The sequence below is a fragment of the Rhodococcus sp. DN22 genome, from assembly GCF_036669995.1.
Taxonomy (GTDB): domain Bacteria; phylum Actinomycetota; class Actinomycetes; order Mycobacteriales; family Mycobacteriaceae; genus Rhodococcus_F; species Rhodococcus_F erythropolis.
In genome coordinates, this window is sequence record NZ_CP133326.1 from 5,008,002 (window position 1) to 5,031,578 (window position 23,577).

The window sequence follows — 23,577 nt, forward strand, 5'->3', positions numbered from 1 at the left end:
CGATTCAAACGTGACAAGCACCGCGTCCGAGCGGATGTGAGGATGCGGTGTCAGCCGACTAAGCTGCAAAGATGCCTTCGACGCCCCGCAACCGCACCGTCTCGCGTCTGCAGCCGTTCGCATCCACGATCTTCGCCGAGATGACAGCGTTGGCCACACTTCACGACGCGGTCAACCTCGGTCAGGGCTTTCCGGATACCGACGGTCCTGCGGCCATGCTCGAGGTAGCGCGCCGAGCCATCGCCGAGGGCGTCAATCAATACCCGCCCGGTCCGGGCATGCCCGTCTTGCGTCAGGCCATCGCGGAGGATCGGCGCATCCGCTACGGACTCGACAGTGATCCCGACTCCGAAGTTCTGGTCACCGTCGGCGCCACCGAGGCGATCAGTGCTGCGATTCTCGGACTGGTCGAACCCGGCGAAGAAGTAGTGCTGATCGAGCCGTACTACGACTCCTACGCTGCATCCGTCGCGTTGGCAGGCGCTGTACGTCGCACAGTTCCGTTGGTAACCGCGGGAGACGGATTTGCGGTCGATCTCGATGCATTGCGCGGCGCGATCACCGCCAAGACGAAGATGCTGATCGTCAACAGTCCTCACAACCCCACCGGCACCGTATTCACCGATCACGAACTTCGAGCGATCGCCGAACTCGCGTGCGAACGCGACCTGATCGTGTTGAGCGACGAGGTCTACGAGCACTTGGTCTTCGACGGCCTCACCCACACACCGATGGCGTCGCTCCCGGGCATGCGTGAGCGCACCGTCACGGTGTCCAGTGCCGCAAAGACTTTCAATGTCACCGGCTGGAAAACCGGCTGGGCGATCGGCCCGCGCGAACTCATCGACGGAGTCCGTGCCGCCAAGCAGTTCATGTCATTTGTTGCCGGTGCACCGTTCCAACCGGCCGTTGCCTACGCGCTCACCAACGAACAGCCGTGGGTCGTCGAACTTCGACAGAGCTTGCAAGGCAAACGCGACGTGCTCGGTAAAGCTCTGACCGAGGCCGGTTTCACGGTGCATTCCGGTGGCGGCACGTACTTCCTCCTTGCCGACATCAGACCGTTGGGCGAAACCGATGCGGGAGATTTCTGCCGCGCACTGCCCGAGCGGATCGGCGTCGCGGCCGTTCCGGTCGACGTGTTCGCGGACAACCGCGACGATTGGAAGCACCTGGTGCGCTTCGCCTTCTGCAAGCAGGACCACATTCTGTCCGAAGCTGCACGCCGTCTCCACCTGCTCCAAGGAGCAGCGCACCCATGACAGCGCGGACCATCCCGACCGCATTCGTCCACCGCTATCTCGCGTTCTCGCCGGACAACGACGTCGATTTGTCGGGTGCACTGCGCGCTGCCGGGATCGACCTCGAGACACTGTCCGACCCGCGCGCCCGACTGACCCCGACTCAGGTCACCACGTTCATCCAATCCACGTGGCAGATCACCGACGACGAATTGTTCGGCCTCGGATCCGCCCCGGTCCCCCGTGGCACTTTCCGATTGATCTGCCTGACGTTGATCCATTGCCCTGATCTCGGATCGGCCTTCGCTCGAATGTCCGACGTGATCCGTGCGCTACCGGCTCTGGCCCCACTGTCGATCGAGAAGGGCGAGGAAAGCACTCGGGTGAGTTTCGCTGTCCGAGCTCGCGAAGGCGTCGCCGAACCTGATGTCGCAGAACGTGTCACAACCGATTTCGTCCTGATCTTGCTGCACCGATTTTCCGCATGGCTGATCGGAAAGCGCGTCCGACTTCGGGCGGTCGAATTTCCGTACTCGGCACCGGATGCACGGTTGGCGCAGGACTACGACTACATCTTCGGAGCGCCGGTCACCTTCGGCGCGCAGCGCGCGGCACTGGAGTTCGACAACTCGGCCATGCGTGCACCGATCATCCAAACCGAGGAGACGTTGGAGGAGTACCTCCGAGAATCTCCGATTCAGCTCATGTCCGAACGTGATTACGACAGCACTGCGTCGGCGCAGGTACGACGGGTCCTGGAGCTCGGGGTGAAGGGGCGAACCTCCACGGCCGAGGAGATCGCCGAGATGCTTTCGATCAGCGTTCCCCATCTGCGTCGACTGCTGCGGCGTGACGGAACATCACTCAATCAACTACGCGAGGAAGTGCTCCGCGACGTAGCCATCGCTGGTTTGCGGCGCGGAGAATCCGTCGAAGTACTCTCGGCGCGATTGGGGTTCTCCGAGCCCAGCGCGTTCCGTCGGGCCTTCAAACGATGGACCGGCGACACTCCGAGTTCGTACCGCTAGCTGACGCAGAACTCGTTTCCTTCGGGATCGGTCATCGTGATCCACACGCTCGGCCCCTGCGCTCCTCGGTGCAGGATCGTCGCCCCCACCGTCTCGAGGTGCGCTGCGACATCCTCGCGCTTGTCGCCCACTCGTATGTCGAAATGGAGCCGGTTCTTCACCGTCTTCGATTCCGGAACCAGTTGGAACAGAACGCGGGGACGTTCGGGATGCTCCGGATCGCTGATGGCCGCACCTTCGCGCCAGACGAGGACTCCCTCGAATGTCGTGGTGTCGGATTCCTTGGCGTGACCAGCGGCGACGAGGCCCCTGATGAAGTCTTCGTCGCTGGGCTCCGCTGCCCACCCGAGTGCTGCGGCCCACCACTTCGCCTGTTCGTGCGGATGTGCCGAATCTACTGTGACTTGAAATTCGTATCCCATGTTCCGACGTTAACGCCGACCACCGACACCTAGTGAAGGTTCAGCCGAGCCCGGGCATCAGTCGACACTCTTGATGGTCTTCATGGTGATCAGCGATGTCACCCGCGAGACAGCCGGAAGCCCGCTGAGCTTGGTGACCATGAAGTTCTCGTACGTCGCGAGATCTTTCACCGCGACCCGAATGAAGTAGTCGGGAATTCCGAACAACCGCCGACATTCGATCACTTCGTCGAAGGCGGCGACCTGGGATTCGAAGTCCTCGATGGTGGCCTGGTCGTTGACTCCGATCTCGGCGGTGACGATCACCTGAAATCCTCGACCGAGCGCTTCCTGACTGACGATCGCCCGGTACCCGGTAATGATTCCGTCGGCTTCGAGCTTCTTCACCCGACGCAGGCAAGGGGACGGTGTCAGACCCACCAGATCCGCCAACTCGGTATTGGTCAAACTCGAGTCCTGGCGTAGGTGAAACAAAATTGCGTCATCCATGGCATCCATCGCACTATTATTGCGCACTGTTCAATATGTGGGCATTCTGAGCAATCGATCACCTCGATCTTTGTTATAGATTTGCGTCGTGATCGAACCAGCATCGTCGACGGCCGCACCAGCCGTCGAACTCCCACCGCGAACCCCGGCGTGGCGGCACGCCTTCCAGCTGTCGCTACCGGTTGGATTCGGCCTGCTCCCACTCGGGATCGCACTTGGTGTTCTTGTGGTCCAACAAGGGCTCAGCCCTTGGTGGGCAGTCGCTTTCACCTCGCTGATCTACGCAGGATCGCTGGAGTTTCTCGCGGTCGGAATGGTCGCGGCCATGACACCGCTGCCGTACGTCGCTCTGACCGCACTGCTGGTCAACTTTCGACATGTGTTCTACGCCTTGAGTTTTCCGCTGGAAAAGATTCGCAACCCCTTCGCCCGCTTCTACAGCATGTTCGCGCTGACCGACGAGGCCTATGCGATGTCGGTAACTGCCGATCCCAAGGCACTCACCGGACGCGTCATCGTCTACTCCCAGCTGTACCTGCACGGCTACTGGATCGGTGGCGCGATCCTGGGCGCGACGGCAGGACAGTGGATTCCGGACTCGATCGTCGGCCTCGACTTCGCCCTGACGGCGTTGTTCGTCGTCCTCTCGATCGAAGCGATTCGCGCACAAAACGGATTCGCGGTGCCGGTCGCCGCGGTCACCTGCGCTCTGGTCGCCCGGCTCGCAGCGCCGGACCACATGCTGCCAATTGCGATGGGCGCCTTCGTGCTCTTCCTGATCGGGCGCTTTGTCTACGACTCACGAAAGGCGAAGATCGATGCCTGACACCTCGTACATCTTTGCGGCGGTCGCAGTCATGGCCGTGGTCACCTTCGCGCTGCGCGCAATCCCCTTCGCCGCGCTCATGCCGCTGCGCTCCTCCGCCCTGGTCGGCTACCTCGGCATCTACATGCCGGCAGGCGTCATGTTGATTCTCGTCATGTATTCACTCAAAGGGGTGTCGATCACCGCCCCTTCTCATGGCCTACCCGAACTGATTGCAGTGTGCGCCACGATCGCCGCGCACCTCTGGCGAAAGAATGCCGTCCTGAGCATCGTCGTCGGAACGACGATCTACGTCGCGCTGGTCAATACCGTGTTCGCCTGAGCATTTCCCATCGACGAGCAAAATATCTTTACTCCCGAATGGGCAATTTGTAACCTCCAGGCGCTTATCTGAACAGTTGAACACTTATACGATTTCAGTAGCGTGGCCGCCGGCCGCGACTGAAGGATCGGTGAGGTTCGATGTCCACGACAATGACCACGACAGGCACTCGAATCGACGGTGCTTGGCACAGTCTGGATCGAGGCCAGCGTCGAAGCATCATCGGGATGACCGTCACCGTCGTAGCGCTCAACGTCGTCGGGTGGGCAGTTCTTCTCGGCCTGGTTGTCCCCGGCCACTACACGATCGAAGGCAGTGTCTTCGGCGTCGGACTCGGCGTCACGGCGTACACGCTCGGCATGCGCCATGCTTTCGACGCCGATCACATCGCCGCTATCGACAACACCACTCGGAAGTTGGTGGCGGACGGCAAGAAACCGATGTCCGTCGGTTTCTGGTTTTCACTCGGACACTCCACCATCGTCTTCGTACTCGTCGCCCTCTTGGCTTTGGGTGTGCGGCAACTGGCCACCAGCCTTTCCGACGACAACTCCGATCTGGAGAAGTGGACCGGCTTGTTCGGCACCACCATTTCCGGCACGTTCCTGATTTTGATCGGAATCTTGAACCTTGTCTCTCTCATCGGGATTCATCGGGTGTACACGAAGTACAAGGCCGGAACCTTCGACGAGGAACAACTCGAGAAGGAACTCGACAGCCGTGGCGCCCTGAACAAGATTCTGGGCCCGGTGATGAAGATGGTTCGCAAGCCCTGGCACATGTACCCGGTCGGCCTACTGTTCGGATTGGGATTCGACACCGTCACCGAAGTCGGGCTGTTGGTGATCGCCGGCGGCGCGGCGGCGACAGGGCTCCCGTGGTATTCGATCCTCGTTCTGCCGATCCTCTTCTGCGCCGGGATGTCTCTGTTCGACTCGATCGACGGATCGTTCATGAACTTCGCCTACGGTTGGGCATTTGCTCAGCCGGTCCGAAAGATCTACTACAACATGGTGATCACCGGACTCTCGGTGGCAGTCGCCCTGCTGATCGGGACCCAGGAAATCATCTCGATCTTCACCGACAAACTCGACATCCACGACGGGATTCTCGGCGCCATCGGGAACTTGGATCTCGGCGCGATGGGCTTCATCATCGTCGGACTCTTCGTCGTCACATGGATGATCGCCCTCCTCGTGTGGCGGTACGGCCGCATCGAAGAACGGTGGCAGGCTCAGTCCGGTGCAGCAGTAGCACGACGAGCGACAGCAGACGAAGCGATGTGAATTCGACTCGGTCTACGCAGAATCATGGGCCACCCGAAAGCGAATAGCTGATGTACGTCTCGCCCCATTTCAGGTACGCGCTCGACGTCGCCTGGCCGCGGATCTGGTCGTTCTGCCACTGGTAGACAGCGCGCCACGGAAATACGGAACTCACTTGTTCCAAGGTGTACTGCTCACGATGGCCCTGCGCGAATCGCTGTTCGAGATCTTCACGAGTGCGCGGCGGGAAATTGCTGATCAGGTAGGTCCGGCCGAGAGACTCGATGCGCCCTGGCGGCGCAAAGACATCAGCGCTGCGATAAGTGAAGGCCAGATACAGGTAGGCCGCCACCACAATCGTTGCCAGCGCTACCGCGCCGATCTTGAATGCACGTCGAAGCAGGGTCGGCATGGCTCACAGTACAATCCAATTCTCCTGTCGAGCACATTCAGTGCGTTTCCCACATTTATCGAAAGACGCATCCCGCGGAGTTGGCGAGATGCAATAGTGGAGTTCGAACGGGGTCAGCCCCGGCTAGGAGAAAACGGTGCGGATACGTCATGCGGTAGTGGGTGTGGCAATCACGGGACTTGTTCTTGCAGTGGCAGGCTGCGGTAGCGGCGACGGCGAAGCTGCCGAGGGACCAGGGATCGCCGTGGCGGCGGAAACCAAGCAAGTTCCCGACCGGGTGACCGTGCATCGACCTGGCCTCATCGACACCAGCATTTCCCCGTTCGACGTGCCTGCATGGCCAGGGCCGCACCCCTCCGAATTCCTCGAGCCCAACCCGCCGTCGGGCGAGAGCGGTGAGATCGCCGGCGACCAAGCTGCGGCAACGTACGCGGCCTCGCTCGACAACCCCGATGCACTATGGAATGTCGGTGGAACGGTGGAGTGGCTGGTTGTCGAGCCGATTCCCTGAAGGTCTTCCATCTAGGTCTCCGCCCTGACCGACTCCAGACGATCTTTGCGAGTTCAGTCCCGCGACAACGCTGCACAGAATTCGCCGGGTTGATCGACATGCAACCGCAACCCATCGATCAGAGTGGAGCTAGATCCCTTCGACAGCCGTTTCGGGAGCGTGACCGAGAGCGGCCGATCGAAGTCTATGTCCACGACAGTGCCGTCGGGCCCCGGCAGAACCAAGCGATCGTCGACAATCACATTTGCTGTCTCACCGAACCTTCGGACCATGCTCGCCCGCGAAATCCGTGATCGGTCCACCTCGACTCGAATGCCCGTGCCGGAACGAAACACCACCGTTCGAGCGGACACGAGATGCGGGTGCACGACGCGTCCGGCAAGCCAACCGCCAATCGCAATCAGCGACAACACCGTTGCAACGAGCAGCACGACGCGAAGCCACTGCCACGGCACCAGGAAGTGAATCGCCACGGCCTCGATCACACTCGCCGCGACAAATGCCACCGGTATCGACATGGTCCCCCTCGCGTAGCCGAAAGTCGCTGTATCACTGGAACCTCCGTCTCTCCTGCCCGTCGAGAGCAACCACAGTGATCGGATCACGCCGTACCGCCTGACATGAGACGTGTTGCGACGCGCGCAACCACTTCACGTTGCGCTGGATCAGGCACCAGATCCGCGATCGCGACCGAAAAGCCGACACCTGCAGAGTCTCCGTCTGAGCACACGTCGCCGAGCACCCCGGCCAGCGATTCCTCCAGCTCGCAGGACAGACACGCGATCTCGTCTGCAACGTCGACTACCTCACGCCCAGCCAATGCAGCGAAACGACGGTACAGATCGACAATTCGATTCCGGTCGCTCTCGTCGGACAGCAATCGCGCAGCTGTGGAGAACAGTTCGTGCGGCGCTGCGCCCGAGATCGCCACCAATTCCCACATGTCGCGTTCGCGCTCGAACAAGCGTCGCACCGAACCCGTGGGGGACGACGCGATCAACTCGTCGAACGCCGACAGCAGCTCCATCGGGAGCGGCGAGACCACCCTCCCAGCACCTCGCGCCGTGAGCATTTCCTCGAGGCGCACTCGCTGGTCTGCGAGGACGCGCTGCTTCCGGTCTATCTCCGCGATCAGGGAGGAAAGATCTTCGGCGAAGTCGTCCGGTTCTCGTGCATCGATCGGCGTCGGTTCGATCATCGCGGCAATGGATCCGAGTGGAATGCCGGCGGCGGAGAGCCAACGAATGCGCATCAGCCTGACCAGATCGGGAAGTTCGTAAGTTCTGTAACCGTTGGACAGTCGTCTCGGCTCGGCCAGCAACCCCAGTCGGTGATAGTGCCGAACGGTCCGCGGAGTGGTGCCTGCCGCACTGGCCACGTCGCTGATTCGCATACGAACAGCATTAACTATGACGCTACGTCATAGTCAAGGCCCGGCATGTCGGGCCTTGAGGCATAAGGTCCTGTTCTTCCTGTGTGGAGTTTCGCAGACGAATTTCGCGGGTATTGATCACTTGCGGCGGCGATTTCCAGAGCGAGGGGTCAGCCGCGCAAGGTCTGCCCCCGGCTGTCACTCGCCGGGCGGCGGGCCGCCAAAACCAGCGGGCCGCCAGAAACTATCTGTGCCAGGCGATGATTTCGATGCAAACGACACGACTCGACACCATCCTGATTCTGATCGTCGGGACGGCAATCGGACTGAGCGTCTGGCTGGCTACGCAGGAACCATTCGCGTCGATCGGACTCGGAATCGCAACGGTAGTGATCTGCTGGATCTCTTGCTCGATGATCCATGGCTTCCCACACCGATCGACGAAGGACGTGCGTCCGCGCGAGAACCAGGATCGCGAGTCACCGAAACGGCGCTGACGCCGCGTAGGGATGAGGCCAACCGTGGAGGCCCGGACACAGCGAAGTGAGTGGTTCACCTACCGCAGGTGAACCACTCACTTCGGTCAGAGGATCACACCTCGTCAGGTCGCCAGGTCGCGACGGCCCAGATCACAGCGACGTCGAGGGCGATGATCACGATCGACCACAGCGGGTAGTACGGCATCCACAGGAAATTAGCCACGATCGAAAGTGCCGCGATGACGAATGCCATCCCGCGGGCCCACGCCATGCCGACGAACAATCCCAGCGACACCGCGATGCCGATGATTCCGAGCACGATGTGGATCCAACCCCATGTCGTGACATCGAATTCGAAGGTGTAATTGACTCCGACGATCAGCAGATCGTTGTCCGCGAGAGCCGCGATGCCCTGCAGCAACGCGACGATTCCCGCGACGAAGAGCAGGCATGCTGCCGCCACCGTGGTCCCGATGGCAAAGCCTTGTCGGACAGGGTGGTTCGCATGAGATTGGTGCGGAGCAGTCATGACATCCCCTTCTTCGGCGAAATAGCGTGAGAACAGTATTCAAAGGTTCACGCCGCCGGACATCACCCAGCAAGGATGAACAGCCGTCCAGCACTGCAATCAAATTTCATGGGAACATATGTTCGATTTCGGTGTACGGTGGAGTCTATGACCGCCACGATGCAACCGTCTCTGTTCGACAACGGTGACCTGGGCGTCTCTTTGGGCGATCTCGAGGGCACGGTGCAGAGACGTATCCTCACCGCCGGCGCATGGGTCGACCATCGCCCGGCCTGGCTGACCGGATCGGAGGCCGTGTTCGACAATCTGGAAGCTACGGTGCCGTGGCGTTCCGAACGGCGTCAGATGTACGACCGCGTTGTCGACGTCCCTCGTCTGGTGTGTTTCTACGCAGAGAATCAACCACTGCCGGACGCACTTCTCACCGAAGCCAAAGACGCGCTGAGCAGTCACTACTTCGACGAACTCGGCGAACCATTCGCCACGTCGGGTCTCTGTTTCTATCGCGACGGTTCCGACAGCGTTGCCTGGCACGGGGACGATACGGGACGAAGTCGCACCGAGGACACGATGGTGGCCATCCTGTCTCTCGGTGCGGCTCGCCCGCTCCTATTGCGCCCTCGTGGGGGCGGCGAATCCATCCGCTTCAATCTCGGACACGGAGATCTACTCGTCATGGGCGGATCCTGCCAACGCACGTGGGAACACTGTGTCCCGAAGAGTGCGCGGGCCCTCGGGCCGAGAATCAGCGTTCAATTCCGCACTCGCGGAGTTAGATAGCGTCGCGGAGTTCGTCTCGCAGCGCCTTCCGATTGAGCTTGCCGACGGCCGTCTTCGGTATGGATTCTGCGAAAACAACCCGACGCGGCTTCTTGTACGACGCCAGTCGCTCGCCGACGTGCGCGACCAATGATGCTTGCAGTACGTCGTTTTCGACGGTCCCGTCCTCGAGTACCACCACAGCGGTGACCGCCTCCACCCACTTGGCGTCGGCGGTACCCACCACGGCGACCTCACGGACAGACGGATGCGTCAGGAGTGCATCCTCGACTTCACGGGGGTAGACGTTGTATCCGCCGCTGATGATCATGTCCGAAGCTCGGTCCTTCAAGAACAAGAATCCTTCGGCGTCGAACTGACCGATGTCACGGGTGTGAACCCAGCCGTCTTCGGTGAAGGTCTCCGCATTCAGTTCCGGTGCATTGAAGTATCCGGCGATCGCCGATGGCGAGCGGATCACGATTTCACCCGGTTCTCCCTGGGGCACTTCGTTTCCCTCACCGTCGAGCAGCCTGATCTCGACGTCGATGGCCGGCTGACCACAGGACAGCAGGCGATCTTCCGTGTGATCTTCGGGCCGTAAGACTGCAATACACAGCGGTGCCTCGGTCTGCCCGTAGTACTGGAGAAAACGGTGTTGCCCCCACGCCTGCATCGCCCGTTCGATGGTGGCCAGCGGCATCGGCGACGCACCGTAGATCACGGATTTCAGACTCGAGATGTCTGCGCTCGCAAAATCAGGGCGTTCGAGGAGCATCTGAATCATCGTCGGCACCAGATTGATTGCCGTAGCCCGATGCTCGGTTATCGAGTCCAAGAAGGTCGACGGGTCGAAACCGGGGAGGATGACGGTCTTACCGCCACGTAGCCAGAACGGAAGCACGAAGACACCGCTGGCGTGAATCAGTGATGCTGCGTGCAACATCGTGTCGTCCTGAGTCGCCGGAAGCAGATTGAGCAGAACATTGCGGCAGATTCCGGCGTAGCTGCGCTGAGTGTGCTGCGCGGCCTTCAGCGTTCCCGTGGTCCCGGAAGTGAACAGCGTCAGGATCACGTCGTCGGGATCTACCTCGACGTCCGGAGTGGCCGAAGACATGCCCTGTGCTCGATCCAACAGCGAAAGCTGCCCCTCCGCACCTGTTTCCAGCCCGACGAACGTCCGATCCGGGAACCTGGCGGACAGTTCAGCAGCTCGGCCGGCAAGGTCAGTACCGAAAACGACGTGCGAGGTGTCGGTGTCCTCGAGCATTCGTGCGTGCTCGTCGAGCGAGAGTCGCGAGTTGAGCGGAACCCTGTTGATGCCGGCTTTGACACACGCAAAATCGACAGGCACGCTGGCAAGAGAGTTGTTGACCAGCAACGCAACCCGTGCGCCACGCCCGATACCGAGCGCGATGAATGTATGCGCCAATCGGCTGCTGAGTTCGTCCACTTCCGTGAACGTCATCGATCGATCGCCGAAGACGACGGCTGTTCGCGGTCCGTGCTGTCGCGCACCACGGGCGATCAGATCTCGGGTTACGGGCATCATGGTTCAGTTTCCTCGTTCGAATTCGGGTTGTTCTCGAATCGGCCGTGCCGGCCGGCGCCCGCGGCGAACGCAGCAGCGCCGCGCACACCTTCGGCGATGACAATGGGATTTCCTGCGACACCCTCGGCGCGCAGTGCTTCGGCAAGTGGTAGATCAAAAGATCGGTAGGCCGATGCGCGATCCGCGAGCATGCAGAGTTGTGGGAAAGCGGACAACTGGTGCGCAAGCTCCTTGGCTACCTGGAGTGACTGCCCCACTGGAACAACACGATTGGCCAGTCCGAAGGCCAACGCCTCCGAAGCGTCGACCGGGCGACCGGTCAAGATCATGTCGAGCGCTCGCCCCTGCCCGACGATTCGCGGCAGTCGCACGGTCCCGCCGTCGATGAGAGGAACTCCCCAGCGCCGGCAGAAGACTCCGAACACGGAATCCTCCTCGCAGATCCTCAGGTCCGCGAGCAATGAAAGCTCGAGCCCTCCGGCCACTGCGTATCCACTGACGGCGGCGATCAACGGTTTGGACAACACCAACCGACTCGGCCCCATCGGGCCGGTGCCGCCGCCTTCCGGATGCAACTCGTGCACGCGCGCGGGGTCGGAGACTGCGGTCAAATCCGCACCGGCACAAAATGTGCCGCCCGCACCCCACAGAATTGCCACCTTCTGACTCTCGTCCGACTCGAATTCCAGGAAGGCATCACGCAACTGCGCCGCCATCGGCCCGTCCACCGCATTCTTGCGATCAGGGCGATTCATCACGATGACAGTGACGCCACCGTCACGCTCCACATAGACATCGCCACCTGGTCGATCGGAGTCGGTCACGATATTTCCTCACTGCTCGCGGATAAGGTTTCCCGGTACCCACCATGCCACTTGTAACAGAATTTGTCAGGAGTTGTTCAAACGTTGTTACAAACTGATCGAGGAATGTCCGCAACCCGAGTTGTGCTGGACCTCGCAACAGCGAGCCCGGACACCGAGTTCAGCACCGCTGTGCTGACCCGGGCCGGCGAGATCGTCGGCGTCAGCGCATCAAGCATTCGCGTGGCAGCGGGCCGACTGTGCCGCGAGAACAAACTGCGTCGTACCGCTCGTGGAACGTACGTCCTCAACCCGGACGCCATCCCCACCTACAGCGAGGTCGAGGGGTGGCGAACTCGTACCGATCGCATACGCCCCTGGGACGGCACCTGGATCGCCGTCGAGCACTCGGGGCTCAAACGAAGCGACCGCACTGCCGCCCGCCGGCACGATCAAGCGCTGCGACTGGCGGGCTACGAGGAGTGGAAGCCCACACTCGCAGTCCGTCCGAACAATCTCCTCGGCGGCACGGACAGCGCCCGCCGCACTCTCCACCGACTCGGCGCCGCCTCCGAATCGGCCGTCATGGAAATCGCTCACCTTGCCCCCGAGGATGATTCGACAATCCGCACACTCTGGAACTCCGAAGCGCTGTTGGCCGACATCGCCGAGGCCCGTGAAGCACTCACACAGGCGCAAACACGCCTGGCGACAATCAGTCGCGAGGAGGCGGCCCGCGAATCACTTGCTCTGGGCAGCGCGGTGATCGCGGTCATCGTGCGCAATCCGCTCCTTCCGGAAGAACTCGAACCGACACAGCCACTGCGCGAACTGATCTCGCACATGCTCGAGTACCAGGACGCATCTCGCGAACTGTGGCAGTCACTGCTCGAGTTCTGATCGATTTCTCCCAGAAGGTAATTCAGTATGTTGCGCGGCCGCCGCTGGCGTCGTACACGGCGCCGGTCGAGTAACTCACCGCCGACGACGACAGCCAGGAGATCAGTTCGGCGATTTCGTCCGCCTTCCCCATCCGTGCCATCGGCGTCAAAGACTGCGAACGGGCGAGGATGGCCGGATCGGTGCCGGCATTCATAGGACTTTCCACGGCCGCCGGAGCTATCGCGTTGACCAGCACACCGGTGGTGGCGACCTCTTTGCCGAGTGATTTCGTCAGCGCGACGACGGCCGCTTTGGACGCGGAATATGCACTCTGATTCGGGTTTCCGTCCTTGGCCGCAATACTTGCGAGGTTGACAACCCTCCCCCACCCCGACGAAACCATCCCCGGCACGAACGCCCGGCACATCAGGAATGTCCCTTCGACGTTGATGCGGAACGTACGCTGCCAAGCCGCGAGGTCGACGTCGACGAGTGGCGCTGATGGTCCTACGATTCCCGCACTGTTGATCAAGATGTCGACTCTGCCGAGCCTGGTTCGAAGCGCATCGACTGCTGTCGGATCACTCACGTCGAGTTGTTCGTCCGCGCCTTCGGCAAGATCTGCCGTTACCACCCGAACCCCCCTCTCCGTCAACAGCTTTGCACTTGCGGCGCCGATTCCGCTCGCACCGCCGGTAACGAGCGCGGTGACACCCTCCGGGTAATCCTGCATCGCATTCACTCCTGAGTTTCTGTGCGCTTCGCACTCAATTTATGTTGCAAACAGGCATAATTGCCGTCACACTGTGTAGAAATTCTGAATATATGGCGTTTGTTGTCAACGTCAAATACCTGGAGGCCTTGCCGATGGAAACCCGCTGGTTGCACGCGTTTGTCGCGGTTGCGGAAGAACTTCACTTCGGTCGGGCCGCATCACGGCTCCAGATGGCCCAGTCGCCGCTCAGCCAGATGATCCGAAAGCTCGAAAAGGACATCGGCGTCAAGTTGTTCGAACGAAGCACTCGCAGCGTCGCACTCACATCCGGCGGACATGCCTTTCTCCCCCACGCCTATCGCGTCATCGAGAACATGGAGACGGCACGACACGCTACGCGCGCGTCGTCGGGAGGCGTCTACGGACGAGTCACAATCGGGTTCACCGGAGTGCTCAACTATCAAGCACTTCCGCCACTGACACGCGCGTTGCGTCAGCGTTATCCGGAAGTCGAACTGACACTCCTCGGCCGGATCATGACGCGCGACGCGGTCATCCAACTCGAGAGCGGCGCCCTCGATCTCGCCTTCGTCGGGCTACCCGTGGAATCCGCATCACTGTCTACCCGACTCATCCGACGGGAGGCATTCGGCGCTGTGCTTCCGATCGACCATCCCCTCGCAGAGAGAGACGCGATCGACCTCCGCGAATTGGCCGACGACGGATTCGTGACCACCCCGCTCTCGGCCGGCTCGGCCCTCCAGGAAACCGCGATGCGCGCCTGCATGAACGCAGACTTCAGGCCTCGCGTGGTTCAGGAGATCACCGATCCGTACATGATCCTGATGCTCGTTGCCGCCGGCGTCGGTGTAGCGCTGATGACGTCCGGTATGGCTGCTATCACCCCACCTGGCAGTGTGTTCGTCCCACTCACCGGCGAGCCGACGTTCATGAATCACGGAATTGCCTGGTCACCGCGGCACATGACCGATGCGCTCGCCGTCGCATTGGAGACATCCGAGGAAATTCTGCCGACGCCGGAGATTGAGACCAAAAACGTCATTATCTGAGACTCATTTAGTGTTGGACGCGCCATGGTCCTTCGTGGCACTGTCGTCTCAGCCGCCGAAAGGTGAGGGACGTCACCGATGCGTGGTGCATCTCCAAACGTGCCGCCACGGCCGGCCCATCGGGACGAAAGGACTTCACATGGCACCTCCGATCACCTCCACCGGATCCACGAACTCGACCGAGGAACATCCGAATGCGAACGCGCGCCGCGCCGCCGTTTCGGGCTTCCTCGGCAGCACCCTCGAGTACTACGACTTCTTCATCTACGGCTCCGCGGCCGCGCTGGTGTTCCCCAAGATCTTCTTCCCCGGCGGCGGATCAACGGCAACCCTGCTCTCGATCAGCACCTTAGGTGTCGCCTACGTCGCCCGCCCGCTCGGCGCGGTGCTGTGGGGTCACCTCGGCGATCGGTACGGACGCAAGAACGCGCTTCTCGCCTGCCTGCTCCTCATGGGTGTTGCGACGGTCATCGTCGGTTGCCTGCCGACCTACGACCAGATCGGCATCGCCGCGCCGATCATTCTCGTCTTGCTTCGCCTACTTCAAGGGCTCTCTGCCGGCGGTGAATCACCCGGATCTTCCGCACTGACGCTCGAACACGCGCCGGATCACCGTCGTTCGTTCTTCACCTCGTTCACCATGAGCGGGATCATGTTCGGCATCGTCGTCTCCAGCCTGGTATTCATCCCAGTGGCGAGCCTGCCCGACGAAGACCTCTACTCGTGGGGTTGGCGAGTTCCCTTCTGGCTCAGCATCATCGTGACCGTCGTCGCGCTGTGGCTACGTCGCGCCCTCGATGAACCCGAGGTATTCGAAGAACTCAAGGAACAGGACGAGACGGCCGGAATTCCCGTCGTCGAGATGTTCCGCTCGCACTGGCGCACTGTGATCCGTATCAGCATGAGCTCGACCTTCGCGATGATCAACACCATCGTCAACGTCTTCGCTCTGGCGTACGCCGTCGAATCCGGCTTCGAACGCTCCACGATGCTGTGGGCAATCGCGACCGCCAATTTTGTTGCCGTACTGACTCAGCCGCTGTTCGGCATCCTCTCGGATCGCTACGGACGCAAGCCCATCTTCGTCGTCGGCGCGATCGGAGCCGGCCTGATGATCTTCGTCTTCTTCCATTCGATCGGAACCCAAAGCGTCCCCATGGTCTTCGCTTCGGGAATCGTCATGATCGGCATCTTCTACGCCATGCCCAACGGCACGTACCCGGCGTACTTCCCGGAGCAGTTCCCCGCGAAGGTCCGATACACCGGAATGGCCGTCAGCCTCATGCTCGGACTCCTTGTTGCCGGCTTCACACCGGCTATCGCTCAGGCGATTTCAGCCGGAGACAAGAGCAACTGGACACCGGTTGCCTGGATGTGCCTGGGCTTCGCCGTCGTCTCCGCCATCGCGGCAATGACCGGACCCGAAACGTACCGCACGCCCACAGCTGAACTGGGCCAACCGAAGCCGAGCCTGCCAACCAAGCAGGACTCGGAGCTCACCAGCAACAACGCTTGACCGGACCGGCCCCTCGCGCTGAATTGCCGCGAGGGGCCGTCCCCACTTATGCAGGAGAATGTCATGACTACCGAATTCACACGTCACCGAATCGGCCTTGTCGGAGCCGGGATCTCGACTTCCCTCTCGCCGGCGCTGCATTCGCACGAAGCATCAGCACTCGGACTCGACGATTACAGCTACGAACTGGTAGACCTCGAGAACCTGACGGTCTCGGTCGAAAAGACCGGCGAGGTGGTGCGGAGCGCCGTCGCAGCCGGCTTCACCGGACTGAACATCACCCATCCGTGCAAGCAGGTTGTCGTGGACGCACTCGACGAACTGTCCGACAATGCCCGACTGCTCGGTGCCGTCAACACGATTGTCGTCCACAACGGCCTTCTGATCGGCCACAACACCGATCACAGTGGATTCCTCACCGCACTGCGACGCGGTTTACCCGACGCCACCTTGGACCGAGTGGTACTCGCAGGCGCTGGCGGGGCGGGTTCCGCCGTGGCGTACGCACTCGCCGCCGCCGGTACGACGGATCTTCGCATCGCAGATATTGATCCCGCTCGCGCTGCCGATGTGTGTTCTCGCGTCGCCTCGGCCTTCCCTGGCACGCGCACAACGGCTTTGGCGATCGATGAGATCGCCGTCAACCTGACTACGTGCGACGGCGTCGTCAACGCATCTCCGATCGGCATGGTCGGCCATCCAGGAACTCCGTTCGACCCCGCGGCGCTCCACGCGGGCTTGTGGGTCGCGGACATCGTCTATCGACCGATGCGCACCGAATTGCTCGACGCTGCAGCTGCTCTCGGATGCGCAGTTCTCGACGGTGGGCAGATGCTGGTGGCTCAAGCCTCTGACACCTTCACACTCCTGACTGGTGTCGAAGCCGATACGGATCGCATGCGCAGCCATCTGAGCGAGCTGCTCTCCGAGACGGCATACGCATGAGCACAACCGAACACCTACTTTCTCGCGGAGTACCAGGAGCACTGATGAATGTGACTGCGCCTTTCGCCGAACCTCTCGACATGGGCAGCGTCCGCCTCCGAAACCGATTCGTGTCGGCCCCGATGGAACGCAACTACTGCGAAGTCGACGGCACCATGACGGACGAGTACATCGCGTACCTCGCCCGCCGCGCCGAAGGTGGTGCTGCACTGATCTTCACCGAAGCGAGCTACGTGCGTGCCGACGGCAAGGGACGCATCCGGCAGATGGGCGTCGACGTCGACGAACGGATTCCCGGCATCAAGAAGATGGTCGACGCGATCCACGCTCACGGCGCCCTCGTCGGAGTCGAACTCAACCACGGTGGACGTACGGCGCAAGGTTCTGTCAGCGGGTTTGTTCCCGTTGCCCCGACACCGATTCCGTGTTTGGTTGTCGGCGGCGAGATGCCAGAACAACTCGACGGCGACGACATCGAGCACATCATCGAATGTTTCGGTGAAGCCGCGGCACGCTGCCAGCAGGCCGGCGTCGACGTCATCTCCCTGCACGGTGGCCACGGGTATCTGATCCACCAGTTCCTCTCCCCTGCTTACAATCACCGCGACGACGAGTGGGCCGACCCCACCTTGTTCGTCAACAAGGTCATCGCCTCCGTCCACGAGCACGCACCGGGAATCACTCTGGGACTCCGATTCTCAGCCTTCGAAGGCATCGACGGCGGACTCGACGCCGAGATGACTCGCGCTCGCATCGGCGCCATCGACACCGACCGACTCGATTTCCTCGACGTCTCGGCCGGCAACTACGAAGCGGGACAGTGGATCATCCAGCCCGGTGAATGGTCGCGCGGTCTCCTCGCGCCGTACTCCGAGCAGTACCAGCGCGACTTCGACATCCCGGTGGGAGTGGCCGGACGCATCACGTCGCCGGAGATCGCTGCGCGGATCATCGAATCCGGGCAGGCGAACTTCGTCAGCATGGCTCGTACGCTGCACGCAGATCCGGACTTCCCGAATCGTGCCATCGACGGTGGCCGGTACCGCCCTTGCATTGCCTGCAACTACTGCATCGACAGCCTGGCCGCCGGCCCCATTCCCTGCTCCGTCAACCCGTGGGTCGGCCGCGAATTGGATCAGCCTACAAAGCCAGCTGATGCTACCGTGCGGGTCGCCGTCATCGGTGCCGGGCCGTCGGGAATGGCCGCTGCCCGCGACCTCGCACTTGCCGGTCACCGCGTCGACCTGTACGACGAGCGACCCAGCCTCGGTGGCGACTTCGCTCTGGCATCGAAGCTGCACGAGTATCCCGAATATGGACGGATCGTGGACTGGTACGCCGCGGAACTGGCTGAACTCGGGGTCCACTGCCACACCTCGACCCGGGCAGATGCTGCTTTGCTCTCCGGTGTCGATTTCGACGCCATAGTTCTTGCCGCCGGCGGCGTCGGCCCCGTGGTCGATCTCCCCGGAGCAGCTACCCGTACCGTTCGCGACGTCCGCGAATTCCTCGTCTCCGGCGATCCAGCTCCTGCCGCTGTCACCATCTTCGGCGCCGACCGTGAGGCTGCGGCCGTCGCCGACGATCTCCTTCAGAAGGGCACCCAGGTCGTGATGATCGGCCCGCAGGAAACCATCGCGCACGACGTCGGACGCCGTGGAAAGATCGTGCTGCTGCCGCGCCTGGCCGCAAGTGAGAACCTCACGACCTACCTCAGCTCGATCGTCACCACAGTCGCCGCTGACCGCGTCACGATTTCGACGGCCGGTGTGCTGAGCGAGGTCGATGCTCCGGGCGAACTGCTGATCTCGCAAGGCGTCGAGCCGCGTTCGGAACTTCTTGCCGAACTCCGTTCACTGGCACCACGACTCGGAGTACATACCGTCGGCGACGCGAGCGGTGACGGCGGGTCCATCCATGCCGCACTCGTGACCGCAGCCGACGTTGCCGTCGCGATCACCGCCGCCGCTGCGGCACGTCAGGAGGTTCACGCATGACCACACAGGCAGCCACACCCGTGGCAACTGCATTGCCGCCCATTGGACTCGGAACCTGGCCCCTGGTCGGTACCGACGCCACGAACTCGGTTCTCTCCGGCATCGAGGCCGGGTACCGCCTCATCGACACCGCCGCGATCTACGGCAACGAGGGCGCCGTCGGTGTGGCGCTGGCGGAATCAGGTGTGCCGCGAGAAGAACTGTTCGTCACCACCAAACTTCGTGGCAACGACCAGGTTTCCGGCGACATTCGGGGCGCCCTCGAGCAGAGTCTGGAACTACTGGGACTCGACCAGCTGGATCTGTTCCTGATCCACTGGCCACTCCCGCGAATCGATCGCTATGTCGCGTCGTTCGAGTCGATGCTGGCCTGCCGCGACGCCGGACTGGTTCGGTACGTGGGTGTGTCGAACTTCCTGGAGCTCCACCTGCGCCGCGTCGTCGCCGAAACCGGCGAGGCACCGGCAGTCAACCAGATTCAGATGGACCCGTCGCTCGCTCGGATCCCGGTTCGCCGCGCAAACGACGAACTTGGCATCTTCACTCAGTCGTGGAGTCCGCTCGGCCGGGGTGACGTGCTCGACAACGCCGTTGTGAGCGAGATCGCCGGTCGAATCGGTTGCACACCAGCTCAAGTGGTGCTCGCATGGCACGTCGCGCAGGGTGTGGTTCCGGTCGCGCGATCAGCGAACCCGACGCGTCAGGCCGAGAACCTGGCAGCACTCGACGTCACCCTCACCAGCGAGGACATCGAAGCACTGAACAGTCTCGACCGCGGCGAATCTGCGGCGCGGGACGTCGAAGCAGAGGAACATTTCTGATGACATTGAAAGTCGGAATCGTCGGCTGCGGCAAGATCGCCGGCAACCATGCCCGAGCTCTACAACAAGTCCCCGGCGTCGAGGTAATCGGCTGCTGCGATCCCGATCTCGGACGCGCCCAGGAGTTCGCTGCGCTCCACAGCATTCCCTCCGCCGTACGTTCCGTTGACGAACTGCTTGCTCTAGGCCTCGACGCCTGCACGGTATGCACACCTCACCCGGTACACGAAGAGGTAGTCGTGGCCGCTGCCGACGCGGGTGTACATGTGTTGTGCGAGAAGCCCATCGCGGTCGATGTTGCTGCCGCCGACCGCATGATCGAGGCCGCCGACCGCGCCGTTATCACGTTCGGGGTGCTCTTCCAACGTCGCTTCTGGCCGGCCGCGCGTCGGATCCGCGACGCCATCGACGACGGGCGGATCGGACTACCCATGCTCGGCGAGGCGTCGGTGATCCTGCACCGCCCGTCTAGTTACTACTCGGCCGATGCGTGGCGCGGACGCTGGGACACCGACGGCGGTGGCGTGCTCATGACACAGGCCGTGCACCAGATCGACATGCTGGCCTGGTTCATGGGCGAGGCCGTCTCGGTCAGCGGCTTCATCCGCACCCACACCCACGGTGAGCACATCGAGACCGAAGACAGCGCGTCAGCTGTGATCTCCTTTGCCTCGGGCGGCACCGCCACCGTCACCGCGACTACCGGTGCCAATCACAATCTGGGTAACCGCGTGACGGTGATCGGGCGCACCGGCGCCATTGCCAGCGTCCTCGAATTTCCTGAAGGGCACGAGGGTGTCAACGAAATCTGGACCGTGCCGGGCGAAGTCGAGTTCCAGTCGCCGTACTCCGCCGACATCGACGCCAATCTCGATGTGGGAGCGGTCAATGCGGCACTGACCGACTTCCACACCCTGCAGGTTCAGGACTTCGCCGACGCGGTCCTGACCGGGCGCGAACCCGCCGTCACCGGTCGAGACGCCCGCGCGTCACTTGCCATCATCGCCGCAATCTACGAATCGTCACGAACGGGCAAGGTTGTCGAGCTGACATCGACACCGACCCTCGCAACAACTGCCAAGGAGCAGAAATGAGTAGCAGTACCCCCCTCACCTACGACGTGGTTGTCGTGGGCTCCGGCGCAGGCGGGCTTTCCACAGCAATTGCCGCAGCACATGGCGGCGCGTCGGTACTCGTTGTCGAGAAGGCCGACACCTGCGGCGGCGCAACGGCCTGGTCGGGCGGGTGGATGTGGACCCCACGCAACATGTTTGCCATCGCCGACGGGGTTGTCGAGGATCGCTCGGCACCGCGGACATATCTGGAAAACCGACTCGGCGACAACTTCGACGCCGCCAAAGTTGATGCACTCCTCGACGGCGCCCCGGAGATGGTCGAGTTCTTCGAACGCAAGACTGCTCTGAAGTTCGTGCCCGGAGCCAAGATCGCCGATATTCACGGTGACACACCGGGCGCCGGCACGGGTCACCGTTCCGTCGGACCGAAACCGGTGAGTCTGCGAAAGCTCGGACCAGATGTCGCGGCGCTACTGCGTCGGCAGCTGTACGAAACGTCGTTCCTCGGTATGGGCATCATGGCCGGGCCCGACCTGCAGGCTTTCCTGCACTCGACCCGCTCACCAAAAGCCTTTGTGCACTGTGGTGTTCGGGTGACTAAGCACATGTTCGATCTCGCCACCAAGCGTCGTGGTCAGCAACTCGTCAACGGCACTGCGCTTGTCGGCATGATGCTGCGCTCGGCACTCGATCTGGGCGTCGAGTTTCGGGTGAAGACGTCCGCGACCGCGTTGCAGACCGATGACGACGGCCGCGTTGTCGGCGTCCGCCTCGAAAGTCCGGACGGCGCGTACTCGGTAACTGCCCGACGTGGTGTCGTACTCGCCACCGGCGGCTTCGCCCAGGACATCGACCGACGGCGCGAACTGTTCCCGCGCACCCCCACCGGCAACGAGCACTGGTCGCTCACCCCGAAGACAACCACCGGCGACGGCATCACCCTCGGCGAATCCGTGGGCGGCCGACTCGACCGCACACTCGCCTCTCCCGTCGCGTACTGCCCCGTCTCCATCGTTCGCTACCGCAACGGCAAGGAAGGTGTGTTCCCACACATCCTCGATCGCGGAAAGCCCGGTGTCATCGGAGTTCTCGCGAACGGCAAGCGGTTTGTCAACGAAGCACTCGGCTATCACGACTACACACTCGCGATGGTCGAGCAGGTTCCCGAGGGCGAAGAGGTGTGCTCGTGGTTGATTGCCGATCAACAGTATGTGCGATACCTCCCGCTGGGCATGGCGAAGCCCTTGCCGATCCCGATCCAGCCGTACCTGCGCTCGGGGTACCTCACGCGTGGGCGCACTCTTCGGGACTTGGCCGAGAAGATCGGCGTCGACCCCGTGCAGTTGGAGAAAACCGTCGCAGCTTTCAATATCGGGGCCGTGGCCGGTGAAGACCCCGAGTTCGGTCGCGGTACAACACCGTTCAACCGAGGTTCCGGAGATGCTTCCAATCCGTGGCCGAACCCGTCGCTCGCGCCCTTGCAGAAGGGCCCGTACTACGCGGTGAAAGTCGTGCCAGGGAGTTTCGGCACCTTCGCCGGACTGGTCACGGACTCGTCGTCGCATGTGCTCGACGACAACGACCGCCCCATCGAGGGGTTGCTCGCCGTCGGCGTCGATCAGGCGAGCGTGATGGGCGGGCACTACCCGTCCGGGGGCATCAACCTCGGACCGGCCATGACATTCGGTTACCTGGCCGGCCGGGAACTGGCCGGAGCCGAGACAGTTGGAGCGCACGCATGACACTCTCACTCGGACTGGCAGCCCTCACAGTGCTCGACACCGCACCGATGCAGCACGTCGACTTAGCTGAAAAGCACGGCTTCGACACCATCGGTATCCGTCTGATGCCCGCGGCACCAGGTACGACGGCCTACCCTCTGCACGAGGACAAGCAGTCGTTGGACGAACTGGTGCGTCGACTGGGCGATTCACCGGTCGAGGTATTCGACCTCGAAATCATCCGTCTTGCAGCCGACTTCGACCCCACCGACTACGCTCCGTTGCTCGAAGCGGGCGCACAGCTCGGAGCCAAAGCCGTTCTGGTGGGCGGCGACGACCGCGACCGCGCTCGGCTCACGGACTCCTATGCCCGCCTCGCTGAACTGTGCGCGAACTACGGCATCGTCGCCTCGCTCGAATTCATGCCGTGGACTGCGGTGCCTGATGCGCGTGCGGCCATCGAGATCGTCTCGGCGGCAGACGGTCCGGCTCGTAGTGTCCTTGTCGACGCATTGCACACCGACCGCTCGGCGACAACGCTGGAGGATCTTGCGTCCATCCCGCGCGAGTGGCTGCACTATGCCCAGATGTGCGACGGTTCGACCCCCGCTCCCACTGGGGACGCAGAGCTGATCCGTCAGGCCCGCGAGGAGCGTCTGGTGCCCGGCACCGGCGGCATCGCCCTGGCCGACATCTGGTCGACTTTGCCTGCCGGACTGCCGGTCAGCATCGAATTGCCCAACGAGCCGCTGCGTCAGGCCGTCGGCACCGACGCCTGGCTGGAGCGCCTGGTCGAGGCCACGCGAGAAGTGTTGGCCTAGCGG

26 protein-coding genes are annotated in these 23,577 nt (G+C 62.2%); 17 read left to right on the forward strand and 9 right to left on the reverse strand.

The genetic code is table 11. From position 1 onward, the window contains the following. Nucleotides 1–71: 71 nt before the first annotated feature. On the forward strand, nucleotides 72–1,262 hold the full coding sequence (locus RA302_RS22840) for a pyridoxal phosphate-dependent aminotransferase (RefSeq protein ID WP_003939670.1): 1,191 nt from the start codon (nucleotides 72–74) through the stop codon (nucleotides 1,260–1,262). Beyond that, complete coding sequence (locus RA302_RS22845; RefSeq protein WP_030535335.1) at nucleotides 1,259–2,269, forward strand: AraC family transcriptional regulator; 1,011 nt, start codon at nucleotides 1,259–1,261, stop codon at nucleotides 2,267–2,269. The genes RA302_RS22840 and RA302_RS22845 overlap by 4 nt, the downstream gene beginning before the upstream one ends. Here RA302_RS22845 and RA302_RS22850 read toward each other — a convergent pair. Further along, a complete protein-coding gene (locus RA302_RS22850; RefSeq protein ID WP_003940409.1) occupies nucleotides 2,266–2,691 on the reverse strand; it encodes a VOC family protein in 426 nt (141 codons plus the stop codon). The genes RA302_RS22845 and RA302_RS22850 overlap by 4 nt on opposite strands. Before the next feature lie 57 nt (nucleotides 2,692–2,748). Beyond that, entirely contained in the window at nucleotides 2,749–3,189 is a 441-nt protein-coding gene (locus RA302_RS22855) for an Lrp/AsnC family transcriptional regulator (protein WP_020970517.1), read from the reverse strand. Between the two features lie 79 nt (nucleotides 3,190–3,268). Between RA302_RS22855 and RA302_RS22860 the strand changes: the two genes are divergently transcribed. From RA302_RS22860 to RA302_RS22870, 3 genes are all read left to right on the forward strand, one after another. Next, complete coding sequence (locus tag RA302_RS22860; protein WP_003940360.1) at nucleotides 3,269–4,006, forward strand: AzlC family ABC transporter permease; 738 nt, start codon at nucleotides 3,269–3,271, stop codon at nucleotides 4,004–4,006. After that, nucleotides 3,999–4,328: an AzlD domain-containing protein gene (locus RA302_RS22865; protein WP_003940007.1), complete on the forward strand. Its 330-nt coding sequence runs from the start codon at nucleotides 3,999–4,001 to the stop codon at nucleotides 4,326–4,328. Before RA302_RS22860 ends, RA302_RS22865 begins: the two co-directional genes overlap by 8 nt. A gap of 140 nt (nucleotides 4,329–4,468) precedes the next feature. Continuing rightward, nucleotides 4,469–5,614: a HoxN/HupN/NixA family nickel/cobalt transporter gene (locus RA302_RS22870; protein WP_037125794.1), complete on the forward strand. Its 1,146-nt coding sequence runs from the start codon at nucleotides 4,469–4,471 to the stop codon at nucleotides 5,612–5,614. A 22-nt stretch (nucleotides 5,615–5,636) separates the two neighbouring features. Here RA302_RS22870 and RA302_RS22875 read toward each other — a convergent pair whose 3' ends face one another. After that, nucleotides 5,637–6,005, reverse strand: a complete 369-nt coding sequence (locus RA302_RS22875) for a hypothetical protein (protein WP_030535333.1) — start codon at nucleotides 6,003–6,005, stop codon at nucleotides 5,637–5,639. A 136-nt stretch (nucleotides 6,006–6,141) separates the two neighbouring features. On the opposite strand from RA302_RS22875, the gene RA302_RS22880 reads away from it, so the two are divergent. Then, nucleotides 6,142–6,516, forward strand: a complete 375-nt coding sequence (locus RA302_RS22880) for a hypothetical protein (protein ID WP_030535332.1) — start codon at nucleotides 6,142–6,144, stop codon at nucleotides 6,514–6,516. A gap of 53 nt (nucleotides 6,517–6,569) precedes the next feature. On the opposite strand, the gene RA302_RS22885 is transcribed toward RA302_RS22880, so the two are convergent. Together RA302_RS22885 and RA302_RS22890 are read right to left on the reverse strand one after the other, a co-directional pair. After that, nucleotides 6,570–7,034 (reverse strand): hypothetical protein, encoded by a 465-nt coding sequence (locus RA302_RS22885; RefSeq protein ID WP_030535331.1) that lies wholly within the window; start codon nucleotides 7,032–7,034, stop codon nucleotides 6,570–6,572. Nucleotides 7,035–7,117: 83 nt separating this feature from the next. Beyond that, nucleotides 7,118–7,909 carry a MerR family transcriptional regulator gene (locus RA302_RS22890; RefSeq protein WP_030535330.1) on the reverse strand — a complete coding sequence of 264 codons (792 nt, stop codon included), beginning with the start codon at nucleotides 7,907–7,909 and terminating at the stop codon, nucleotides 7,118–7,120. Between the two features lie 248 nt (nucleotides 7,910–8,157). Here RA302_RS22890 and RA302_RS22895 point away from each other — a divergent pair, with 248 nt between their 5' ends. Further along, nucleotides 8,158–8,385 carry a hypothetical protein gene (locus RA302_RS22895; protein WP_230587452.1) on the forward strand — a complete coding sequence of 76 codons (228 nt, stop codon included), beginning with the start codon at nucleotides 8,158–8,160 and terminating at the stop codon, nucleotides 8,383–8,385. Nucleotides 8,386–8,479: 94 nt separating this feature from the next. On the opposite strand, the gene RA302_RS22900 is transcribed toward RA302_RS22895, so the two are convergent. Next, nucleotides 8,480–8,896: a hypothetical protein gene (locus RA302_RS22900; RefSeq protein WP_007733561.1), complete on the reverse strand. Its 417-nt coding sequence runs from the start codon at nucleotides 8,894–8,896 to the stop codon at nucleotides 8,480–8,482. A 147-nt stretch (nucleotides 8,897–9,043) separates the two neighbouring features. Here RA302_RS22900 and RA302_RS22905 point away from each other — a divergent pair, with 147 nt between their 5' ends. Beyond that, the gene (locus tag RA302_RS22905) at nucleotides 9,044–9,676 is read left to right on the forward strand and encodes an alpha-ketoglutarate-dependent dioxygenase AlkB (RefSeq protein ID WP_007733562.1); all 633 of its coding nucleotides are present in this window, start codon (nucleotides 9,044–9,046) and stop codon (nucleotides 9,674–9,676) included. Here RA302_RS22905 and RA302_RS22910 read toward each other — a convergent pair. Further along, nucleotides 9,669–11,207 (reverse strand): AMP-binding protein, encoded by a 1,539-nt coding sequence (locus RA302_RS22910; protein ID WP_007733565.1) that lies wholly within the window; start codon nucleotides 11,205–11,207, stop codon nucleotides 9,669–9,671. The two genes, RA302_RS22905 and RA302_RS22910, sit on opposite strands and share 8 nt — an antisense overlap. Beyond that, a complete protein-coding gene (locus tag RA302_RS22915) occupies nucleotides 11,204–12,031 on the reverse strand; it encodes a crotonase/enoyl-CoA hydratase family protein (RefSeq protein ID WP_003939849.1) in 828 nt (275 codons plus the stop codon). The genes RA302_RS22910 and RA302_RS22915 overlap by 4 nt, the downstream gene beginning before the upstream one ends. A 105-nt stretch (nucleotides 12,032–12,136) precedes the next feature. Between RA302_RS22915 and RA302_RS22920 the strand changes: the two genes are divergently transcribed. After that, nucleotides 12,137–12,910 carry a hypothetical protein gene (locus RA302_RS22920; protein WP_030535328.1) on the forward strand — a complete coding sequence of 258 codons (774 nt, stop codon included), beginning with the start codon at nucleotides 12,137–12,139 and terminating at the stop codon, nucleotides 12,908–12,910. A gap of 22 nt (nucleotides 12,911–12,932) precedes the next feature. On the opposite strand, the gene RA302_RS22925 is transcribed toward RA302_RS22920, so the two are convergent. Then, on the reverse strand, nucleotides 12,933–13,625 hold the full coding sequence (locus tag RA302_RS22925) for an SDR family NAD(P)-dependent oxidoreductase (protein WP_030535327.1): 693 nt from the start codon (nucleotides 13,623–13,625) through the stop codon (nucleotides 12,933–12,935). Between the two features lie 134 nt (nucleotides 13,626–13,759). Between RA302_RS22925 and RA302_RS22930 the strand changes: the two genes are divergently transcribed. From RA302_RS22930 to RA302_RS22965, 8 genes are all read left to right on the forward strand, one after another. Continuing rightward, on the forward strand, nucleotides 13,760–14,677 hold the full coding sequence (locus tag RA302_RS22930; RefSeq protein ID WP_020970528.1) for a LysR family transcriptional regulator: 918 nt from the start codon (nucleotides 13,760–13,762) through the stop codon (nucleotides 14,675–14,677). A gap of 139 nt (nucleotides 14,678–14,816) precedes the next feature. After that, nucleotides 14,817–16,193, forward strand: a complete 1,377-nt coding sequence (locus RA302_RS22935; RefSeq protein WP_030535326.1) for an MFS transporter — start codon at nucleotides 14,817–14,819, stop codon at nucleotides 16,191–16,193. Nucleotides 16,194–16,256: 63 nt separating this feature from the next. Continuing rightward, a complete protein-coding gene (locus tag RA302_RS22940; protein WP_030535325.1) occupies nucleotides 16,257–17,138 on the forward strand; it encodes a shikimate dehydrogenase in 882 nt (293 codons plus the stop codon). A gap of 44 nt (nucleotides 17,139–17,182) precedes the next feature. Next, the gene (locus RA302_RS22945; RefSeq protein WP_030535324.1) at nucleotides 17,183–19,135 is read left to right on the forward strand and encodes an FAD-dependent oxidoreductase; all 1,953 of its coding nucleotides are present in this window, start codon (nucleotides 17,183–17,185) and stop codon (nucleotides 19,133–19,135) included. Beyond that, nucleotides 19,132–19,956: an aldo/keto reductase gene (locus RA302_RS22950; protein WP_030535323.1), complete on the forward strand. Its 825-nt coding sequence runs from the start codon at nucleotides 19,132–19,134 to the stop codon at nucleotides 19,954–19,956. The genes RA302_RS22945 and RA302_RS22950 overlap by 4 nt, the downstream gene beginning before the upstream one ends. Further along, nucleotides 19,956–21,050, forward strand: a complete 1,095-nt coding sequence (locus RA302_RS22955) for a Gfo/Idh/MocA family oxidoreductase (RefSeq protein ID WP_030535322.1) — start codon at nucleotides 19,956–19,958, stop codon at nucleotides 21,048–21,050. Before RA302_RS22950 ends, RA302_RS22955 begins: the two co-directional genes overlap by 1 nt. Then, nucleotides 21,047–22,774: an FAD-dependent oxidoreductase gene (locus RA302_RS22960; RefSeq protein WP_030535321.1), complete on the forward strand. Its 1,728-nt coding sequence runs from the start codon at nucleotides 21,047–21,049 to the stop codon at nucleotides 22,772–22,774. Before RA302_RS22955 ends, RA302_RS22960 begins: the two co-directional genes overlap by 4 nt. Then, nucleotides 22,771–23,574, forward strand: a complete 804-nt coding sequence (locus RA302_RS22965; protein ID WP_030535320.1) for a TIM barrel protein — start codon at nucleotides 22,771–22,773, stop codon at nucleotides 23,572–23,574. The genes RA302_RS22960 and RA302_RS22965 overlap by 4 nt, the downstream gene beginning before the upstream one ends. Nucleotides 23,575–23,577 lie beyond the last annotated feature (3 nt).